The sequence below is a fragment of the Dactylosporangium salmoneum genome (genome assembly GCF_039532525.1).
Taxonomy (GTDB): domain Bacteria; phylum Actinomycetota; class Actinomycetes; order Mycobacteriales; family Micromonosporaceae; genus Dactylosporangium; species Dactylosporangium salmoneum.
In genome coordinates this window covers 1-17,696 of record NZ_BAAARV010000123.1, presented here as the reverse complement: position 1 = coordinate 17,696, position 17,696 = coordinate 1, and the positions used below count along the sequence as shown (strand labels likewise).

Sequence of the window (17,696 nt, the reverse complement as noted above, 5' to 3'; positions counted from 1 at the left end):
GGATCGCACAGGTTGCGACCTTCGGCGGGACCGGGCATGTTTGAGTGGTGATGCTGCGGCGTGGGGTGAGGCGGCTGGCGCTGTCGATCTGCGCCCTGATCCTCGCCGCCGGCTTCAGCCCCGCTCTGCCGTCCACTGTGGATGACCCCCGGCCGCCGATCGCCATATCCCTGGCCACTTCGGCGCCCGCGTCCACTGTGGAGGACGAGCCGGCGGCCGCGGAGATCCCCACCGCCGTCGTCGCCCACCCGACCCCCGCCCCGCTCACGGGCCGTGACGTCGGCGCTACTCCGGGCCGCGCCCCACCGGCACTCCTGGTGTGAGACGAATCCCACCCTGACCGATCTCGTCCCCCCGAGGTGCCCCTCCCATGCAGAACTTCTCCGACGGCATGCAGCAAGCCCTGGCGATCTGGCTGGCCCTGCTGGCCGCCGTCATCGTCACGTTCCTGGTCCTGACCGTGTTCTCCCGCCGTGGCTCCGGCGGCCCGTCCTGGTGGAGCCGCCTGCGCAAGGCCGTGCGCGACCCCGAGGCCGTCCGCGAGCGGCAGGCCAAGGTGGAGCGCAGCGCCAAGGAGATTCAGGAGCTTCAGCGGTACGGCGCGGAGCTCGCCGTCGCCGCCGAGCGCGCGACGGTCATGGCCGACCGCCGGCGCGGCGAGTGGGAGGCCGCCCAGCGCACGCAGGAGGCGGCGTGGCGGGCGTACGAGGAGGCCGAGCAGGCCGTCCACCGCCTGCGCCGGGCCAACGCCTTCCCGCTGACAGAGGACGACCCGGACATCCGCCGCCGCCACCTGGTCCGCATCGCCAACGCCGCACACGACCGCGGCGAGATCTCGGCCACCCACCTGGCCGACGCCCTGATGCACCGCAACGGCTGGGACCCGGCGGCGCACCCCTTCGCCCAGGAGCTGCACCTGCGGTGGGTGATCCGTGACCGCAAGTTCCAGGCCTACCAGGAGGCGTCGGAGGTCGAGCGCCAGACCGCCAACGCCGCCGACATGGCCGCCGCGGCCAAGCGCAGCCTGGACGACGAGTCCTTCGAGGCCGAGCTGCGCCTGCGCAAGGCGACGGCCGTCCCCGCGGACAGCAAGTCGCTGTCCTTCCGCGCCGCCCCGGTGCGCTCCTGACCCCGGCCGCATCGCGATTCCCGTGCCGGCCCGCCTCGGCCGACACGCAAAACCAGCCAACACGTCATCTCATGGTTGTTGCCGCCGATCACCCGGCGGCGCATCATGTTCCAGCCGACGTCCCTGGGGAGGCGTAGTGAGGCGGATGTTGTGCCTGCTCCTGGCCGCCGCCGTGCTGAGCGGCTGCGGGCACGGCGACGCCGAGCCACCCGCGGCCCCGTCCAGCGCGGGCCCGGTCAAGAAGATGACGCACGCCGACGCGCAGAAACTCGCCGCGAAGTACCGCGACGAGGCCGTCACCACCATGGGCGGCACCCTGGGCGCGCCGGCCGCCGACAACCTGCTGCGGTGCGACACGCCGCACACGTTCGCCGCATCCACGGGCGGTGACGTCCCGGTGACGGCCGATCAGCAGGCCGCGGTGCTGCAGAAGCTGCGCGAGCACTACACGCAGGCGCAGTACGCCGTCGAGCCCCCGTCCACCGACGCCTCCGACCGCGGCGCGCTGAACGTCGTCGCCCCTGACCGCGTCACGGTCACGGTCACGGAGGACGGCACCGACGCGCTGCACGTCAACGTGTCCACCCCCTGCTACGACTCCGACGAGGGACTCTGACGCCCGTCGCCGGCGACGAGCCCGGGGCGGATGACCGGCTCGCCCGCCGGCACCCGCTCGCGTAGCGCGTCGAAGTCGACGCCGTCTCCCGAGATGACCTCGTCGACCAGCAGGTCGGACAGTGGGCGGCCGGCGGTGGCGTCCTCGACGTCGAGGCCGGCGTACGACGGCGCGATCAACCGCCCGGAGTGCCTGCCGGCGACGAGGTCCGGCTCGAACTCGGCGTCGAGCGCGGTCACCACGGTGCGCAGGTCGCCGTGCAGCATGACGAGCTTGTCGGTCATCTCCCCGGCGAAGAGGCCCACCTCGACGTCGCCGAGGACGATGAGCTTCGTGTCGCAGGTCAGGAAGACGTCGCGGGCCTTCAGGGTGCCGAGCACGACCAGCGCGGCCGCCCCATCGTCCTCGTCGTAGAGGTTGCCCTCGATCGCGAGGTCGCCGTCGACGATGTACCCCGTCGCGGCCTCGGGCGTGTCGGCGTTCCACGGGTGCGCGTCCTCGTGGAAGTTCAGCGGGAATGGGCCGTCGACCCTGGCCGGGCCGGGGTGGAGGATGTACTCCTCCTGGTAGAGGTTGCGGTAGGTCTCCTCCGCCAGCCCCCGCCGCCGGAAGATCTCGACGGCCTCGTCCCACGTCACATATCGAGTGTGCAAGCCACTTCCTCGAGGTGATCGAGCGACTCCTGCAGGCCGCCCTCCATGCCCGACTCCACGACGGCGTCGCGGTCGGCCTGGCTACGGTACTCGCACAGCATGCGCATGTGGGTGCGCCCGTCCTGCTCGCTCAGCGTGACCGTGACCAGGCTCGGGTGGTCGTCCGGGTCCGGCAGCCCCTCGAAGATCTCGGTGTTGACCAGCCGGTCCGGGGCGGAGATCTCGTGGTACTCGCCCCGGAAGGCCACCTCGAAGCCACCGCCGCCGATCATGACGTACCGCCACGCGCCGCCGACCCGAAGGTCGATCTCGGCGCTGACGACGTCCCCCCTGTCGCCGGCCCACCAGCGCTTGACCAGCTCCGGGGTGGTGTAGGCCCGCCAGACCAGCGCCTTGGGCGCGTTGAACTCCCGGGTCACGAGGATCTGGGTGTCCTCGGGAAGCGTGACCTTCGCGGTCCCCTTAGTCGTCGTCGTCATTGTCATTCTCCCCTTCCATCAGTTCGTCCAGCACCGAGTCCATGAGGTCGAAGCGCGCGTTCCACAGCCGCTCGTAGCCGGCCACCCAGTCGTGGATGCCCTTCAGCGGGGCCGGATTCAGCCGGTACACCCGCTGGCGGCCGTCGTCGCGCGCCCGCACGAGGTCCACCTCGCGCAGCACGCGCAGGTGCTTGGAGACCTGCGGCTGCGCGAGGCCGAGCATCCGCACGAGGTCGCCGACCGGCCGCTCGCCCTGGGCCAGGAGGTCGAGGATCTCCCGCCGCCGGGGCTCGGCCACCGCGTTGAACGCATCCGAGGTAGTTGCCGCCCGTGCCATGCTCCAATCGTATGCCGATAACGGAATGCGTCAAGGCCGAAGCCGAAATTGCACCCGAACCGGCCCGCGTCACGGTAGGTGCGGAAGGAGTACCTCTCTGTGCCGCCAGGCGCCGGCGAGGATGGCCGCCCCGGCCGCCTGCATGGGCTCGCCCTCGACGAACCGGCGCACCTCGGCCTCGGTGAACGGCCGCCCGGCCAGCACCCGCCCCTCGTCGTTGTCGGCGACGACCCGCCCGAAGAGCCCGTCGAAGACCGCCGCGTCGAACACCACGACGGCGAGCAGGTCGGTGGCGAAGGTCAGCGGGTCGACCCCGATGCCAAGGCACCAGGCCCGCGCGCCCCCGCCGTCCAGCGCGGCCGCGAAGTCCCGCGCGAACGGCCACGCGTCGTAGTCGATGCCCTGCTCGGCGTTGTCGTACTCCTCGTCCCGGCCGCCGAGCTCCTCGGCGTACTCCCGGGCCAGGAATCGCACCAGCGAGAAGTCGGCCGCGCGGTTCCACGCCCCGTCCCCGGAGGCCTGGAACACGCCGGACGGCACGACCTGATAGAGCCCGCCCGCGTGCCCGACCTTGGCCGGGTCCCGCCAGTGCAGAAAGAACTCGGCCGAGTCGTGTTCCGGGTCGTACCGCACGGTGAGCGCGCTGACCGCCAGGTTCATCCCGCGCCGTTGCGGGTCGCACGGGTCACCGACCGCCCGGCGGATTCCGCCCGCGTCCCGCCCGAGCCGCTCGGCCGCGAACGCGTGGCCGCTCGCCTCGCCGGCGTCGAGGCTGTCGAAGTACGACCCGTCGCAGAACGTGAGCAGACAGGCGCCCTTCTCGACGTCGACCAGCCGGTATGTCGAGCGGTTCTGGAACACCCGCGGCGCCGCCAGCCGCCCGAAGGCGTCGCTGTAGTTCTCGTCGCCCGCGGGAAGCACCGCCCCGAGCTCCCGGCTCGTCGGCACACTTCGCCGCCCGTCAATGAGCCGCAGTTGTACGTCCTGCAGCGGCACGGGCCAGGCGGGCACCCATTCGGCCCGCGCGACCAGCGGCGTGCCGAACACCTTGAGATGCCCGCCGAACTCTTCGGCCGCCTCCACCCCGAGCCGGAACCGATGCTCCTGCAGATACGCCCGCACCTCGAGCCATTCCCGCTCCGATTCGTCCACGCCCACATCATGCGGCAAAGGGCACACCCCGTTGCGAGGTGCGCTCTTTCGCGGGTCAGCGGGCGGCCGGTGCCTCAAGGCCCTCCAGGACCATCGCGCCGAACTGCCGGGCCACCTCGTCCACGCTCAGCGGGCCACTGAGGTTGAGCCACTGGTACGCCCACGCGCACATGCCGACCACGCCGAGCATGGCGATCCGGGCGTCGACGTCCGGCCGGAACGCCCCGCGCGTGACACCGTCGGCCACTATCGCGGCGAAGGCGGCCTCGACCAGGTCGTGCTTGCGGGTCACCTCGGCGAAGAGCGCGCCGGTCAGGTACCGCCGCTCCTGGTAGAAGATGGTCACGTGCGCCCGGTACTCGGCCACGCTGGTCAGGCCGACCCGGATGAGCTCGGCCATGCGGACCTTCGGGTCGTCGCTGCCGGCCTCGATGCGCTGGATCGCGGCGAGCTGGGCGTCCAGGTACTCCTCCTGGATGTGGCGCAGCAGGTCGTCCTTGCTCTCGAAGTGGTGGTAGAAGGCGCCCTTGGTGAGCCGCGCCCGCTCGGCGATCTCCTGCACCGACGTGCGGTCGAAGCCCCGGCGCTCGAAGAGCTCCAGCGCGCTGGCGATCAGCGAGCTACGGGTGTTCTCCGGGTCGTACCCGTCCGCCCAGCGCTGTCGCCGCCGGCTCGACTCCGGCTGCGCGGACGTCGTACGGGCCATCGAGTGCCCCTCTCTCGCCGGTTGACCGGCGATAAATACCGTCCGGTCGGAACTATGACCGGATCGCACGTGAGCATCGCCGTACCGCGGCCGACCTCCACGATAGACGATCGCTCCATCGACGATAGTCATAGCGTGCCAGCCCGGTTTCACCGCTTCGGCAGCGGGTAGGGGCGCCCGATCTCGGCCAGTGGCGGGTAAGGCGGGGGGCGCACCGGCGTGAGGAAACGACTTCTGGCGATCGGCGCGTGCGCGGCCGTCGCGGCGCTGCACGCCGGCCCCGCGGTGACGGCGCTGCCCCAGGTGCGCCGGCGTCTGCCGGCACTCAGCGGCGTCGGGCGCCCGGGCAGCGTCGCGCTCACCCTGGACGACGGCCCGGATCCCCGGTCCACGCCGGCCTTCCTCGGCTCGCTGGCGGAGCTTCGCATCCCGGCCACGTTCTTCGTGCTCGGCAGCCTGGCGTCGAAGGCGCCCGGCCTGCTGCGCCGAATCCACGAGGATGGGCACGAGATCGGCGTGCACGGCTGGACCCACCGCGATCACCTGCGGATGACGCCGGGCCGGGTCTACGACGATCTGGCCCGGACGGCCGACCTGATCCTGCGCACCTGCGGGGTGCCGCCGGTCTGGTTCCGCCCGCCGTACGGCATCCTCTGCGCCGCGAGCCTCTCCGCGGGCGTCCGGCTCGGCCTGCGCCCGGTGCTCTGGAGCGCCTGGGGCCGCGACTGGGAGGCCGGCGCCACCACCGAGACCGTGCTCTCCCACCTGAGGACCGGCGGCATCCGCAGCGGCGCCACCCTCCTGCTGCACGACAGCGACCACGCGGCGACCCCCGGCTCCTGGCGCTGCGCCCTCGGCGCGCTGACGGCGATCGCCGGCGAGTGCGAGCGGCAGGGGCTGCGCTTCGCCCGGATGAGCCACCACCTGCCGTAGCGGCCGGGGTAGTCCGCGCGGCGCAGGGGTTACGAGCCCTGATTGCGGGTAGCGCGCCGCAATGCCCGGCATGGACCTTTTCGCGGCGTCGCACGCCACCCTGGGCAACGGGGTGGGCGCCTGACATGAGCAATGTGACAACAGCGCCGGCGGCACCGCCCAGTGCGCGCGGGCCGCTGCGAGCGCGTGCCGCTGCCGAGAACTTCCCGGTGGCGCTTCGCATCCTTCCCGGCATCACCCGCCGGCACCTGTATGCGCTGTACCGCTACGCCCGCTTCGTCGACGACCTGGGCGACGAGCCGGCCCTGGGCCTGACCGCGGCCGAGCGGACGGCGACGCTGGACGCGTTCGAGGCGGAGGTTCGCCGGCTCTACAACGGGCGGCGGGTGACGCACCCGGTGCTGAGCGAGCTCGCCCCCACGGTGGTCGCGTGCGAGCTGCCCGTCGGGCCACTGCTGCGCCTGATCGAGGCGAACCGCGTCGACCAGGCCGTCAGCCGGTACGCCACCTTCGAGGACCTGGTGGGGTACTGCTCGCTGTCGGCGAATCCCGTCGGCGAGCTCGTCCTGCACGTGTTCGGCCAGGCCGACCCGCTCCGGGTCGGCCTGTCTGACCGCATCTGCACCGCGCTGCAGGTCGTCGAGCATCTCCAGGACCTCGCCGAGGACCACCGGCGCGGCCGGGTCTACCTGCCCGGGGCCGACCTCGACCGGTTCGGCGTGCGCGAGGCCGACCTGGCCGCGGCCACGGCGAGCGACGCGCTGCGCGGCCTCGTGCGGTTCGAGGCGGGGCGCGCGAAGACGTTGCTGGACGCCGGGTCGCCGCTGGTCGCGACGCTGCGCGGCTGGGCGCGGGTCGCCGTCGCCGGGTACCTCGCCGGCGGGTACGCGACGCTGCGGGCGCTGCGGCGCAGCGGATACGACCCGCTGCCCGGGCCGCCACGCCCCCGCCGGCTCGACATCGCGGCGTCCTGGCTGGCCGTGATGGTCAGGAGCATCGGGTGAACCCGGCCACGGCCGTCGACGCGGCATACCGGCGGTGCGAGAAGATCACCCGGCGGGAGGCGCGCAACTTCTCCTACGGCATCCGCCTGCTGCCGAAGCACCAGCGGCGCGCCCTGTCCGCGGTGTACGCCACCGCCCGCCGCATCGACGACATCGGCGACGGCGACCTGCCGCCGGACGAGAAGCTGGCCCGGCTCGACCAGGTCAGCGCGGCGCTGCACCGCCGGCCGGGCACCACCGCCGGCGACCCGGTGCTGCTGGCCCTGCACGACGCGGCGCGGCGGCTGCCCATCCCGCTGGAGGCCTTCGACGACCTGCTCGAGGGCTGCGCCGCCGACGTCCGCGGCACCACCTACGCCGCGTTCGACGACCTCCTGTGGTACTGCCGCTGCGTGGCCGGCTCCATCGGGCGCCTGTCGCTGGGCGTGTTCGGCACCGGCACCCCGGGGCGGGCCACCGAGCTGGCCGACGCGCTGGGCATCGCGCTGCAGCTGACCAACATCCTGCGCGACCTGCGGGAGGACCGCGAGAACGGCCGGCTGTACCTGCCCAAGGACGACCTCGACCGGTTCGGCTGCACCCTGGAGCTCGACGGCGACGGCTTCGCCGACCCGCCCGACCGCCTCGCCGCGCTCGTGCGCTTCGAGGCCGAGCGGGCCGAGCAGTGGTACGAGAGGGGCCTGCAACTGCTGCCGATGCTGGACGCACGCAGCGCCGCCTGCACCGCCGCCATGGCCGGCATCTACCACCGGCTGCTGGCCCGGATCGTGCACGATCCGCTGGTCGTCGCCCGGACGCGGCTGCGGCTGCCGGCCCGGGCGAAGGCCGCGGTCGCGGTCCGAGCGCTCGTCAGGCGGACGGTATGACGGACGTATGTGTCGTCGGTGGCGGGCTCGCGGGCATCACCGCGGCCGTCCGGCTCGCCGATGCCGGGATCGGGGTGACACTGCTCGAGCGGCGCAGCGAGCTCGGCGGGGCGACGTACTCCTTCGACCGCGACGGCCTCGTCGTGGACACCGGGCAGCACGTGTTCCTGCGCTGCTACGAGCGCTACCGCGCCCTCCTCGACCGCCTCGGCAGCGCCGCCCTGACGCAGATGCAACCGCACTTCCGCGTGCCGGTCCTGTCCCCCGGGCGGGCGCCGCACGTGCTGGCCCGCACGCGCTGGCTGCCCGCACCGGCGCACCTGCTCCCGGCCCTGGCCGGGTACTCCCTGCTCGGCGCCGGCGAGCGGCTGCGCGCGATCGTCGCGGCCGGCGCGCTGCGCACGGTGGATCCGGACGACCCGCGCAACGACGGGCGCACCTTCGGCGAGTGGCTCGCGGACCGCGGCCAGGGTCCCCGGGCGGTGCACCGGTTGTGGGACCTGATCACCATCGCCGCGCTCAACACCCCCGCGGAGCACGCGTCGCTGGCGCTCGCCGCGCGGGTGTTCCGGACCGGACTGCTGGACCGGGCCGACGCCGGCGACATCGGGCGTCCGACCGCACCGCTGCGCGACCTGCACGGCCGTCCCGCGCACCGGCTGTTGAACCGGCTCGGCGTGCGCGTGGCGACCGGGAGCAGGGCCGAGCGGATCCGGCCGGACGCCGCCGGCTTCCGGATCGCCATCGGGGACGCCGGCGCCCGCGCGGCCCGGGACGAGCTCAGCGCCGACGCGGTCGTGCTGGCCGTGCCGCACGCCGCCGCCGCGCGGCTGGTGCCGGACTCGGCGTCGGCCGGCCGGGATGAGTGGCACCGGCTGGGCAGCGCCCCGATCGTGAACGTCCACCTGTGCTACGACCGGCCCGTCATCGGCCTGCCGTTCGCCGCGGCGGTCGACTCCCCGGCACAGTGGATCTTCGATCGCACGCCGGCGTCGATGTCCGACGGGCAGTACCTGGTGGTCTCGGTCTCCGCCGCCGACGACGAGATCGCGGCCCCGGCCGGGCGGCTGGCCGCCACCCACTCCGCCGCGATCGCCCGGCTCTGCCCCGCGGCGCGCTCGGCGCGGCTGCTGGAGGCGTTCGTCACCCGCGAGCCGCATGCCACCTTCCGCCAGGCTCCCGGAACCCGCGCGCTGCGGCCCGGCGCGGCGACCCGCCTGCCCGGCCTCGTGCTGGCCGGCGCATGGACCGACACGGGATGGCCGGACACGATGGAAGGCGCGGTGCGCAGCGGTCACCGCGCAGCCGACGTCGTGCTCGCCCACCTCGTGTCAGCAGACCGACATTTGGAGGGCACCCGTTGACCATCGCACCCGTCGCCTGCCTCGATCAGGTGTCCGTTCTCGTCGAGCCCCGGATGCGAGAGCTGATCGGCCGCCTGGATCCACGCAACCAGCGCGTCACCGCCTACCACCTGGGCTACTGCGACGCCGACGGCGCGCCGACCGCCGCCGTCGGCAAGGGCATCCGCCCGGCCCTGGCCCTGCTGTCGGCCCGCGCCGCGGGACAGCGGCCCGAGCGCGGCGTCGACGCCGCGGCCGCGGTCGAGCTCGCCCACAACTTCTCACTGCTGCACGACGACATCATGGACCAGGACACGACGCGGCGGCACCGCCCGACCGCGTGGGTGGTCTTCGGTACCGCCGCCGCGATCCTCGCCGGCGACGCCCTGATGATCATGGCCCACGACGCGCTCGCCGGTGACGACCGGCCGGGCGGCGCCGTCGCGGCCCAGCGGCTGGACGCGGACGTGCACCGGTTGATCGCCGGGCAGGCCGCCGACCTGGAGTTCGAGCGCCGCGACGACGTCAGCCTCGACGAGTGCCTCGCCATGACGGCCGACAAGACCGCGGCGCTGATGTCGTGCGCCTGCGCGCTGGGGGCGCTGCTGTGCGGCGCCCCGGCGGCGCTGACCGAGGGCCTGTCCCGCTTCGGCACCCATCTCGGGATGAGCTTCCAGCTCGTCGACGACCAGCTCGGCATCTGGGGCGAGCCCGCGCGCACCGGCAAGCCGGTGGGGTCCGACCTGCGGGCCGGCAAGAAGTCGGTGCCGATCGTGCACGCGCTCGCCTCGGGCACCCGGGCCGGCGACGCCTTCCGCGCGCTGTACGCGTCCGACGGGCTGCCGGAGGCCGAGCTCATGACCGCCAGGCGGCTCCTGGAGGAGGCCGGGTCGCGGGACTGGGTCCAGCGCGAGGCCGATCGTCATCTGGCGCACGCCCTCGACGAGCTCGCCGCGCTCGAGCTGCCCGGGGACGTGCACGGCGACCTCGTGGACCTCGCCCGCCTCGTGACGGGGCGCAAGCACTGATGACACGGGTACTGGAGCGGCCGGCGGCCGGCGACGGGCTCATCGAGCAGGCCCGGGCCGGCCTGGACCGGGCGACCACCCACCTGCTCGGCCTGCAGGACCCGGCCGGCTGGTGGAAGGGCGAGCTCGAGACCAACGTGACGATGGAGGCCGAGGACCTGCTGCTGCGCCGGTTCCTCGGGATCAGCGACGAGCAGCTGACCGCGCAGACCGCCCGCTGGATCCGTTCGCGGCAGCTCGACGACGGCGCCTGGGCGACGTACCACGGCGGCCCGGGCGACCTGTCCACCACCATCGAGGCGTACGCGGCGCTGCGGCTGGCCGGCGACCCGGCCGACGCACCGCACATGGCGGCGGCCGCCGCCTTCGTGCGTGAGCACGGCGGCGTCGAACACAGCCGGGTCTTCACCCGCATCTGGCTGGCGCTGTTCGGCGAATGGCCCTGGCGGCTGCTGCCCGCCATCCCGCCCGAGCTCGTCCTGCTGCCCGCGTGGATGCCGTTCAACGTGTACGACTTCGGCTGCTGGGCCAGGCAGACCATCGTGCCGCTGTCGATCGTGCGGGCGACGCGGCCCGTCCGGTCGCTGGGGTTCTCGCTGCCGGAGCTGCGCACGGGCCGGCGGCCACCGCCACCGCCGCCGCTGACCCGCCGGGCCGGCTGGCTGCACCAGCTCGACCGGGCCGCGCGCGGCTACGAGCGCGTCGCCGGCCGCTCGCTGCGCCGCCATGCGCTGCGCCGGGCCGCCGAGTGGATCGTGGCCCGGCAGGAGGCCGACGGTTCCTGGGGCGGCATCCAGCCGCCGTGGGTGTACTCGCTCATGGCCCTGCACCTGCTCGGGTATCCGCTGACGCATCCGGTACTGCGGGCCGGGCTCGAGGGGCTGGAACGCTTCACCGTGCGCGAGCAGACGCCGGGCGGGACGGTGCGCCGGCTGGAGGCATGCCAGTCGCCGGTGTGGGACACCGCGCTCGCGGTCACGGCGCTGGCCGACGCCGGGCGGCCGGCCGACGATCCCGCGCTCGTGCGCGCCGGCGACTGGCTGGTCGAGGAGGAGATCACGACCAGCGGCGACTGGGCCGTCCGCCGCCGCAACGTCCCGCCGGGCGGCTGGGCGTTCGAGTTCGACAACGATGGCTACCCGGACACCGACGACACCGCCGAGGTGATCCTGGCGCTGCGGCGGACCCCGCTGCGCCACCATCCGTCGGTGCACCGGGCCACCCGCTGGCTGGTCGGCATGCAGTCCCGCGACGGTGGCTGGGGCGCCTTCGACGCCGACAACGACCGCGCGCTCGTGGCCGAACTGCCGTTCTGCGACTTCGGCGAGGTCACCGACCCGCCCAGCGCCGACGTCACCGCCCACATCGTGGAGGCGCTGTGCGCCCAGGGGCTGACGGGCTTCGCGGCCACCCGCCGGGGCGTGCGATGGCTGATCCGGGCGCAGGAGCCGGACGGATCGTGGTTCGGCCGGTGGGGCGCCAACCACGTGTACGGCACCGGCTGCGTCGTGCCCGCCCTGACCGCCGCCGGGATCCGGCCGCAGCACCGGGCCGTCCGGCGGGCCGTGGACTGGCTGCTGCGCCACCAGAACGGCGACGGCGGCTGGGGCGAGGACATGCGCTCGTACCGCGACGCGGCGCTGCGCGGGCGAGGGGCGTCGACCGCGTCGCAGACGGCCTGGGCCCTGCTGGCGCTGCACGCCGCCGGTGAGCACCACTCGCCGGCGGCCCGCCGGGCGCTGGCCTGGCTGGTCGGCACCCAGCGCCCCGACGGCACGTGGGACGAGCCGCAGTACACCGGCACCGGCTTCCCGGGCGACTTCTACATCAACTACCACCTGTACCGGCTCGTGTTCCCGATCAGCGCCCTCGGCCGCATCCTGCGAGACACCGCACAGGAGGATCGATGAGTGCACCGGCCCGGCAGCGCACAACTGGCGACTGGGTGCTCTGCGCACCGATGCGCATGGAGGCGGCGGCGCTGCGCCGTGCCGGGCCTGGCCCGGCCGGCACCGTGCTGCACACCGGCGCCGGCCGCCGCCGTTCCGAGCGCGCCGCCGGCCTGCCCGGCGTGGGCGGCGCCGGGGCCCTCGCCGTGGCCGGGGTCGGCGGCGGGCTCGACGAGACGCTCAGGCCCGGCGACGTCGTCGTGGCCACCGAGGTCCGCGCCGCCCCCGGGGCCGGCGATCCCCGCCCCGCCACGATCGTCCTCCCCGCGGCCGCGATGCTCGCCGACGCGCTGCGCCGCCAGGGGCTCACCGTCCGGACCGGCCCGGTGGTCAGCGCCGAGCGACTGGTCCGCGGCGCGGCGCGCGAACGCCTGGCCGCCACCGGCGCGCTGGCCGTGGACCTGGAGTCGGCCTGGCTGCTCGCCGGGCACGCCGAGCGCCCCCTCGCCTGCGTGCGGGTCGTCGCCGACACCGGCGCGCTGGTCCAGCCGAGCACCCTCGGGCAGCTGCGCACGGCGCTGGCGGCGCTGCCGGCCGTCGCCGCCGGGCTGGAGGAGTGGGCGGCCGCCACCACGGTCCGCCGGGTCGTGCTCGCCGCGCCCCGCTCCTTCTGCGCCGGGGTGGAGCGCGCCATCCTCGTCGTGGAGCGCGCCCTCGAGCTGCACGGGCCGCCGGTGTACGTCCGCAAGCAGATCGTGCACAACACGCACGTGGTCGCCGACCTGTCGCGGCGGGGCGCGATCTTCGTCGACGACGTCGAGGAGATCCCGCCCGGAGCGGTGACCGTGTTCTCGGCGCACGGCGTGTCGCCCGCGGTACGGTCGTCCGCCGACACGCGGCAGCTGGCCACGATCGACGCCACCTGCCCGCTCGTCACCAAGGTCCACAGCGAGGCCCGCCGGTTCGCCGACCACGACCACACCATCCTGCTCATCGGGCACGCCGGCCACGAGGAGACCGACGGGGTCATCGGCGAGGCGCCCGACCGGATCCGCCTCGTCCAGGACGTCCGGGACGCCGAGCAGGTGCAGGTCGACGATCCGCTCCGGGTGTCGTACCTGGTCCAGACGACCCTCGCGGTCGACGACCTCACCGACATCGTCGCGGTGCTGCGAAGCCGGTTTCCCGACCTCGTCGCCCCGCCGTCCGACGACATCTGCTACGCCACGACGAACCGGCAGAGCGCGGTGTCCGAGGTCGCGCGCGAGTGTGACGCGATGATCGTCGTCGGCTCCGCCAACTCGTCGAACTCCCTCCGCCTGGTCGAGGTCGCCGAGCGCGCCGGGACGCCCGCGTACCTGGTCGACGGCGCGGGCGGCATCGACCTGCGGTGGCTCGCCGGCGCCCGCACCGTCGGCGTGTCCGCCGGCGCCTCGGCACCCCCGGTGCTCGTCGACGAGGTCGTCGGCGCGCTGTCCGGTCTCGGCGCCCGGACGGTCCGCGAGCACACCGCCGTGCACGAAGACGTCCGCTTCACGCTGCCCAAGGAGGTACGGCAATGAGCATCCCTTTGCGCCAACGCCTGCGTATCGGCCGGTATCTGGCGGGCCAGAAGCTACGCCGCCGTGAGAAGTTTCCCCTGCTGGTCGAGCTGGAGCCGCTGTTCGCCTGCAACCTCAAGTGCGCCGGCTGCGGCAAGATCGAGCACCCGGCCGACGTCCTCAAGCGACGCATGCCCGTCGAGCAGGCACTCGCCGCGATCGACGAGTGCGGCGCGCCGATGGTCTCCATCGCCGGCGGCGAGCCGCTCATGCACCCGCAGATCGACGTCCTCACCGCTGAGCTCGTCAAGCGCAAGAAGTACGTGTTCCTGTGCACCAACGCCGTCCTGCTGCCGAAGAAGATCGACAAGTTCCGGCCTTCGCGGTACTTCTCGTTCACCGTCCACATCGACGGTCTCCGCGAGCGGCACGACGCCTCGGTGTGCAAGGAGGGCGTGTTCGACGAGGCCGTGGCCGCCGTGCGCGAGGCGCAGCGGCGCGGCTTCCGGGTCACGACCAACACGACGTTCTTCAACACCGACACGCCGCAGACCGTCATCGACGTCCTCGACCATCTCAACGACGAGCTGAAGGTCGACGAGATGATGATCTCCCCGGCGTACGCCTACGAGAAGGCGCCGGATCAGGAGCACTTCCTGGGCGTCGAGCAGACCCGCGAGCTGTTCCGCAAGGCGTTCGCCGACGGCCGGCGGCAACGCTGGCGCCTCAGCCACTCGCCGCTGTTCCTCGACTTCCTCGAGGGGCAGGTCGACTTCCCCTGCACGGCGTGGGCCGTGCCGTCGTACTCGCTGTTCGGCTGGCAACGCCCCTGCTACCTGATGGCCGACGGGTATACCCGCACCTACCGGGAGCTGGTGGAGACCACGGACTGGCAGCGCTACGGCCGGGGCCGCGACCCGCGGTGCGCCAACTGCATGGCCCACTGCGGCTACGAGCCCACGGCGGTGCTGGCGACAATGTCGTCGCTGCAGGAGTCGCTGCGGGCACTGCGGAAGGGATAGCTTCCGAGGAGTTTCAGCCGAACCGGCCGGCGAGCCATCGGTACAGCCCGGGGGCCGCACCGCGGACCGCGACCGGCAGCCGCAGCCAGCCGGGCGAGTACCGCTCCGCCCCGCCGGCCGCGACGGTCCGCACGAGCAGGTCCGCGACCCGGTCCACGGGCAGCGGCCGGGGGCTGCGCCGCTCGTAGGGCCGCCCCCGGTGCTGGAAGAACTCGGTCTCCACGACCCCCGGCACGAACACGCCGACCCCGACGCCCGAGCCGCGCGTCTCCAGCCGGAGGCTCTCGGCGAAGGTGTCGAGGCCGGCCTTGGTCGCCGCGTACACCGCCTCGCCGGCCACGCCCGTGCGCCCCGCGATCGACGTCACGAACATGACGTAACCGTCGCGCCGGGCGCACATCGCCGGCAGCAGCGCCCGGGTGAGCCGCATCGGCGCGACCAGGTTGACCGCGACCAGCCGCTCGATGTCGGCGGGCGCCATCCCGGCGAAGGCCCCGGCCCAGCCCACGCCGGCGTTGTTGACGAGGATGTCCACGCCGCCGCAGAGCCGGGTCGCCTCCTCGGCCAGCCGGCTCGCCTCCTCCGGCCGGGCCAGGTCGCCCGTCACCGCGACACCGCCGGTGCGCTCGGCCAGGTCCGCCAGCCGTTGCTGGTCCCGGCCGTGCAGGACCAGCCGCGCGCCCGCGCCGGCCAGTCGCAGCGCCACGGCCCGGCCGATGCCCGACGAGGCGCCGGTGACCAGCGCCACCCGGTCCGCGATCCGCATCGGATTGCCCCTTCCCCCAGGTTCGGGCGTCCGCCGGGTTAGAAACACCACGCTTCGCGGTAGAGCGCCCGGCATGTCCATCACCGAGTCTGACCCCGTCCGCGCCGACGCGCGCCGCCGCGTCGTGGTGATCTCGGCCAGCGTCGGCGCCGGGCACGACGGCACGACCCGCGAGCTGGCGGCGCGGCTGCGCGATCGGGACTTCCAGGTCGACTGCCTGGACGTCACCGACGTGTTCCCGGGCCGGCTCGGGCGGCTGCTGCGCGGCACGTACCGCGGCATGCTGCTGCGGCTGCCGTGGATCTACGACGGCCTGTTCGCGATCGCCTGCCGGTTCCGCGGCGCCGCACCGATCACGCGCGCCCTGCTGCGTCCCGTGCGGTCGCGGCTGCGCCGTGCGCTGCCCGCCGACGTCCACGCGATCGTGTCGACGTACCCGATCGCCAGCCAGCTGCTCGGCCCCCTGCGCCGCGACGGCCACGTCGACGCTCCGGTGATCACCTACCTGACCGACTTCGCGGTGCACCCGATCTGGGTCTCCCCCGGCGTGGACGTCCACTACGCGGCGCACGAGATCAGCCGCGCCCAGGCGCTCGCCTACGGGGCGGCCGACGTGCGCGTGGCCGGCCGGCTGGTCTCCGCCCGGTGCGGCCCGGCGTCGGCGTCGGAGAAGGCGCTGGCCCGCCGGCGCTTCGGGCTGCCGCCGGACGCCCCGCTCGCGCTGATCGTCGCCGGCGCGTGGGGGGTCGGCGAGGTGGCCGCGACGGCGGCCGACGTCGCCGCCACGGGCGCCGCGGTGCCGGTCACGGTCTGCGGCCGCAACGCGGCGCTGCGGCGCCGGATGCTGCGGGCCCGGACCGGACCCGTCTTCGGCTGGGTGGACGACATGCCCGGGTTGCTGCGGGCCGTCGACGTGCTCGTGGAGAACGGGGGCGGACTCACCGCCCTGGAGGCCATGGCCTGCGGGCTGCCCGTGCTCACCTACCGGCCGCTGCCCGGCCACGGCAAGGCGAGCGCGGCCACCATGGCCCAGGCCGGGGTGACCACGCTGGTCCGCGGCCGGGACCAGCTCGGGCCGGCGCTCGCCGGCCTCGTCGGCGGCGACGGGGGCCGCCGGGCCCGCGACGCCGGGCTGGCGCTGTTCGCCGCGGACCCCGCCGCCGGCATCGCCGACCTCGCCCTCGGCGCCCTCGTCGGTCACCGGTGACGGCGCCGGGCGAGATCGACGCGATCGCGGTCGTGGCGGCGCTGGGCGCGGCGGCCGCGTTCGGCGTCGGCGCGGCGCTGGAGCAGAGCGAGGCCAAGCAGGAGAAGCAGGCGCAGCCGCTCGATCCGCGGCTGCTGCTGCGCCTGGTGCGGCGGCCGAAATGGCTGCTGGCCTGGCTGCCCGAGGGCCTCGGCACCGGGCTGCAGGCCGTGGCCCTGAGCTACGGGCCGCTCATCCTCGTCGAGCCGATGCTGATCACCGGCCAGTTCCTGGCCATACCGCTGTCGGTCGCGCTCAACCGGCGGCGCAGCCACGCGCGGGACTATCTCGTGGTGGTGCTCGGCGGGGCCGGCCTGGCCGCGTTCCTGCTCGCCGCCCAGCCCCGCGCCGGCGTGGACGAACCGACGACGGACGGCTGGTTGGGCGTCGCCCTCTGGGCCGGCCCGGTGCTCGCGGCGTGCCTGATCGGCGGCTGGTGGGCCGCCGGCGCGGCCCGGGCCGTGCTGCTGGGCATCGCCAGCGGCCTGCTGTACGGCGTCGCCGCCTCGCTGCTCAAGGCGTTGACCGCGCAGCTGTCGAGGGAGCCGATCGGGATCTTCACCCGCTGGCAGACCTATGCCCTCGTCGTCGTCGGTCTCGGCGCCGTGGTCCTCAACCAGGACGCGTTCCAGACCTCGCGGATCGCCATGCCGCTCACCGCGATCACCGTCATGGACCCCGCCGTGGGCGTCGCGATCGGGATCACCGCGTTCCACGAGCAGATTTCCACCACCGGGCCGCGGCTCACGATCGAGGTGCTCGCGGTACTCGTCATGGTGGGCGCCGTCTGGCTGGCCAGCACCACCCACTCCGACATGCGCCGACAGCAGCCGGGCGACGGCCGGGCCAGCCCGGCGCCCGAGAGTCTGTAGTACCGCGCGCCGCCGGCTCCTGACCCGGGCCGGCCGCGCGCCGCCGGCTCCTGACCCGGGCCGGCCGCGCGCCGCCGGCTCCTGACCCGGGCCGGCCGCGCGCCGCCGGCTCCT

The 17,696-nt window shown here is 74.2% G+C and carries 19 protein-coding genes and 1 pseudogene; 14 read left to right on the top strand and 6 right to left on the bottom strand.

All coding sequences use genetic code 11. The features are described 5' to 3' along the window. Positions 1-47 precede the first annotated feature (47 nt). The 3 genes from ABD352_RS51620 to ABD352_RS51610 all read left to right on the top strand — a co-directional run bounded on the left by ABD352_RS51620 (position 48) and on the right by ABD352_RS51610 (position 1,745). Complete coding sequence (locus tag ABD352_RS51620; RefSeq protein WP_344620028.1) at positions 48-323, top strand: hypothetical protein; 276 nt, start codon at positions 48-50, stop codon at positions 321-323. A 47-nt stretch (positions 324-370) separates the two neighbouring features. Then, on the top strand, positions 371-1,129 hold the full coding sequence (locus ABD352_RS51615) for a hypothetical protein (RefSeq protein WP_344620027.1): 759 nt from the start codon (positions 371-373) through the stop codon (positions 1,127-1,129). Positions 1,130-1,265: 136 nt separating this feature from the next. Then, on the top strand, positions 1,266-1,745 hold the full coding sequence (locus ABD352_RS51610; protein ID WP_344620026.1) for a hypothetical protein: 480 nt from the start codon (positions 1,266-1,268) through the stop codon (positions 1,743-1,745). Here the strand turns inward: ABD352_RS51610 and ABD352_RS51605 are convergent. The 5 genes from ABD352_RS51605 to ABD352_RS51585 all read right to left on the bottom strand — a co-directional run bounded on the left by ABD352_RS51605 (position 1,721) and on the right by ABD352_RS51585 (position 5,072). Next, positions 1,721-2,383 carry a hypothetical protein gene (locus ABD352_RS51605; protein WP_344620025.1) on the bottom strand — a complete coding sequence of 221 codons (663 nt, stop codon included), beginning with the start codon at positions 2,381-2,383 and terminating at the stop codon, positions 1,721-1,723. The genes ABD352_RS51610 and ABD352_RS51605 overlap by 25 nt on opposite strands. Continuing rightward, positions 2,380-2,877 carry an SRPBCC family protein gene (locus ABD352_RS51600; RefSeq protein WP_344620024.1) on the bottom strand — a complete coding sequence of 166 codons (498 nt, stop codon included), beginning with the start codon at positions 2,875-2,877 and terminating at the stop codon, positions 2,380-2,382. The genes ABD352_RS51605 and ABD352_RS51600 overlap by 4 nt, the downstream gene beginning before the upstream one ends. Beyond that, entirely contained in the window at positions 2,861-3,214 is a 354-nt protein-coding gene (locus tag ABD352_RS51595; protein WP_344620023.1) for an ArsR/SmtB family transcription factor, read from the bottom strand. The genes ABD352_RS51600 and ABD352_RS51595 overlap by 17 nt, the downstream gene beginning before the upstream one ends. Before the next feature lie 69 nt (positions 3,215-3,283). Next, a complete protein-coding gene (locus ABD352_RS51590; RefSeq protein WP_344620022.1) occupies positions 3,284-4,366 on the bottom strand; it encodes an XRE family transcriptional regulator in 1,083 nt (360 codons plus the stop codon). Between the two features lie 55 nt (positions 4,367-4,421). Beyond that, a complete protein-coding gene (locus ABD352_RS51585) occupies positions 4,422-5,072 on the bottom strand; it encodes a TetR-type transcription factor C-terminal domain-containing protein (protein WP_344620021.1) in 651 nt (216 codons plus the stop codon). A gap of 219 nt (positions 5,073-5,291) precedes the next feature. Between ABD352_RS51585 and ABD352_RS51580 the strand changes: the two genes are divergently transcribed. The 9 genes and pseudogenes from ABD352_RS51580 to hpnH all read left to right on the top strand — a co-directional run bounded on the left by ABD352_RS51580 (position 5,292) and on the right by hpnH (position 14,698). Continuing rightward, on the top strand, positions 5,292-6,005 hold the full coding sequence (locus ABD352_RS51580; RefSeq protein WP_344620020.1) for a polysaccharide deacetylase family protein: 714 nt from the start codon (positions 5,292-5,294) through the stop codon (positions 6,003-6,005). A gap of 125 nt (positions 6,006-6,130) precedes the next feature. Continuing rightward, on the top strand, positions 6,131-7,009 hold the full coding sequence (hpnC, locus tag ABD352_RS51575) for a squalene synthase HpnC (RefSeq protein WP_344620019.1): 879 nt from the start codon (positions 6,131-6,133) through the stop codon (positions 7,007-7,009). Continuing rightward, positions 7,006-7,875 (top strand): presqualene diphosphate synthase HpnD, encoded by an 870-nt coding sequence (gene hpnD / locus ABD352_RS51570; protein WP_344620018.1) that lies wholly within the window; start codon positions 7,006-7,008, stop codon positions 7,873-7,875. Before hpnC ends, hpnD begins: the two co-directional genes overlap by 4 nt. Beyond that, positions 7,872-9,239 carry a hydroxysqualene dehydroxylase HpnE gene (gene hpnE, locus ABD352_RS51565; RefSeq protein WP_344620017.1) on the top strand — a complete coding sequence of 456 codons (1,368 nt, stop codon included), beginning with the start codon at positions 7,872-7,874 and terminating at the stop codon, positions 9,237-9,239. The genes hpnD and hpnE overlap by 4 nt, the downstream gene beginning before the upstream one ends. Beyond that, a complete protein-coding gene (locus ABD352_RS51560; RefSeq protein ID WP_344620016.1) occupies positions 9,236-10,246 on the top strand; it encodes a polyprenyl synthetase family protein in 1,011 nt (336 codons plus the stop codon). Before hpnE ends, ABD352_RS51560 begins: the two co-directional genes overlap by 4 nt. After that, on the top strand, positions 10,246-12,156 hold the full coding sequence (shc, locus tag ABD352_RS51555) for a squalene--hopene cyclase (RefSeq protein ID WP_344620015.1): 1,911 nt from the start codon (positions 10,246-10,248) through the stop codon (positions 12,154-12,156). The genes ABD352_RS51560 and shc overlap by 1 nt, the downstream gene beginning before the upstream one ends. Beyond that, positions 12,153-12,659: pseudogene (locus ABD352_RS57965) on the top strand (phosphorylase family protein); the annotation flags it as partial. The gene shc and the pseudogene ABD352_RS57965, both read left to right, overlap by 4 nt. A gap of 84 nt (positions 12,660-12,743) precedes the next feature. Further along, entirely contained in the window at positions 12,744-13,697 is a 954-nt protein-coding gene (locus tag ABD352_RS57960) for a 4-hydroxy-3-methylbut-2-enyl diphosphate reductase (RefSeq protein ID WP_425553970.1), read from the top strand. Continuing rightward, a complete protein-coding gene (gene hpnH / locus ABD352_RS51545) occupies positions 13,694-14,698 on the top strand; it encodes an adenosyl-hopene transferase HpnH (RefSeq protein ID WP_344620013.1) in 1,005 nt (334 codons plus the stop codon). The genes ABD352_RS57960 and hpnH overlap by 4 nt, the downstream gene beginning before the upstream one ends. A gap of 13 nt (positions 14,699-14,711) precedes the next feature. Here the strand turns inward: hpnH and ABD352_RS51540 are convergent, their stop codons facing one another. Next, positions 14,712-15,464 carry an SDR family NAD(P)-dependent oxidoreductase gene (locus tag ABD352_RS51540; RefSeq protein WP_344620012.1) on the bottom strand — a complete coding sequence of 251 codons (753 nt, stop codon included), beginning with the start codon at positions 15,462-15,464 and terminating at the stop codon, positions 14,712-14,714. A gap of 73 nt (positions 15,465-15,537) precedes the next feature. Here ABD352_RS51540 and ABD352_RS51535 point away from each other — a divergent pair, with 73 nt between their 5' ends. After that, complete coding sequence (locus tag ABD352_RS51535; RefSeq protein WP_344620011.1) at positions 15,538-16,671, top strand: MGDG synthase family glycosyltransferase; 1,134 nt, start codon at positions 15,538-15,540, stop codon at positions 16,669-16,671. After that, positions 16,668-17,582, top strand: coding sequence for a DMT family transporter (locus tag ABD352_RS51530; protein ID WP_344620010.1), 915 nt, complete (start codon positions 16,668-16,670; stop codon positions 17,580-17,582). The genes ABD352_RS51535 and ABD352_RS51530 overlap by 4 nt, the downstream gene beginning before the upstream one ends. The last annotated feature ends 114 nt before the right edge of the window (positions 17,583-17,696 follow it).

Coding starts and splice junctions, on each gene's coding strand:
- ABD352_RS51615 (WP_344620027.1), top strand. CDS start 371: ATGCAGAACTTCTCCGACGGCATGCAGCAAGCCCTGGCGATCTGGCTG.
- ABD352_RS51600 (WP_344620024.1), bottom strand. CDS start 2,877: ATGACGACGACGACTAAGGGGACCGCGAAGGTCACGCTTCCCGAGGAC.
- ABD352_RS51595 (WP_344620023.1), bottom strand. CDS start 3,214: ATGGCACGGGCGGCAACTACCTCGGATGCGTTCAACGCGGTGGCCGAG.
- ABD352_RS51585 (WP_344620021.1), bottom strand. CDS start 5,072: ATGGCCCGTACGACGTCCGCGCAGCCGGAGTCGAGCCGGCGGCGACAG.
- hpnC (WP_344620019.1), top strand. CDS start 6,131: ATGAGCAATGTGACAACAGCGCCGGCGGCACCGCCCAGTGCGCGCGGG.
- hpnE (WP_344620017.1), top strand. CDS start 7,872: ATGACGGACGTATGTGTCGTCGGTGGCGGGCTCGCGGGCATCACCGCG.
- shc (WP_344620015.1), top strand. CDS start 10,246: ATGACACGGGTACTGGAGCGGCCGGCGGCCGGCGACGGGCTCATCGAG.
- hpnH (WP_344620013.1), top strand. CDS start 13,694: ATGAGCATCCCTTTGCGCCAACGCCTGCGTATCGGCCGGTATCTGGCG.
- ABD352_RS51540 (WP_344620012.1), bottom strand. CDS start 15,464: ATGCGGATCGCGGACCGGGTGGCGCTGGTCACCGGCGCCTCGTCGGGC.
- ABD352_RS51535 (WP_344620011.1), top strand. CDS start 15,538: ATGTCCATCACCGAGTCTGACCCCGTCCGCGCCGACGCGCGCCGCCGC.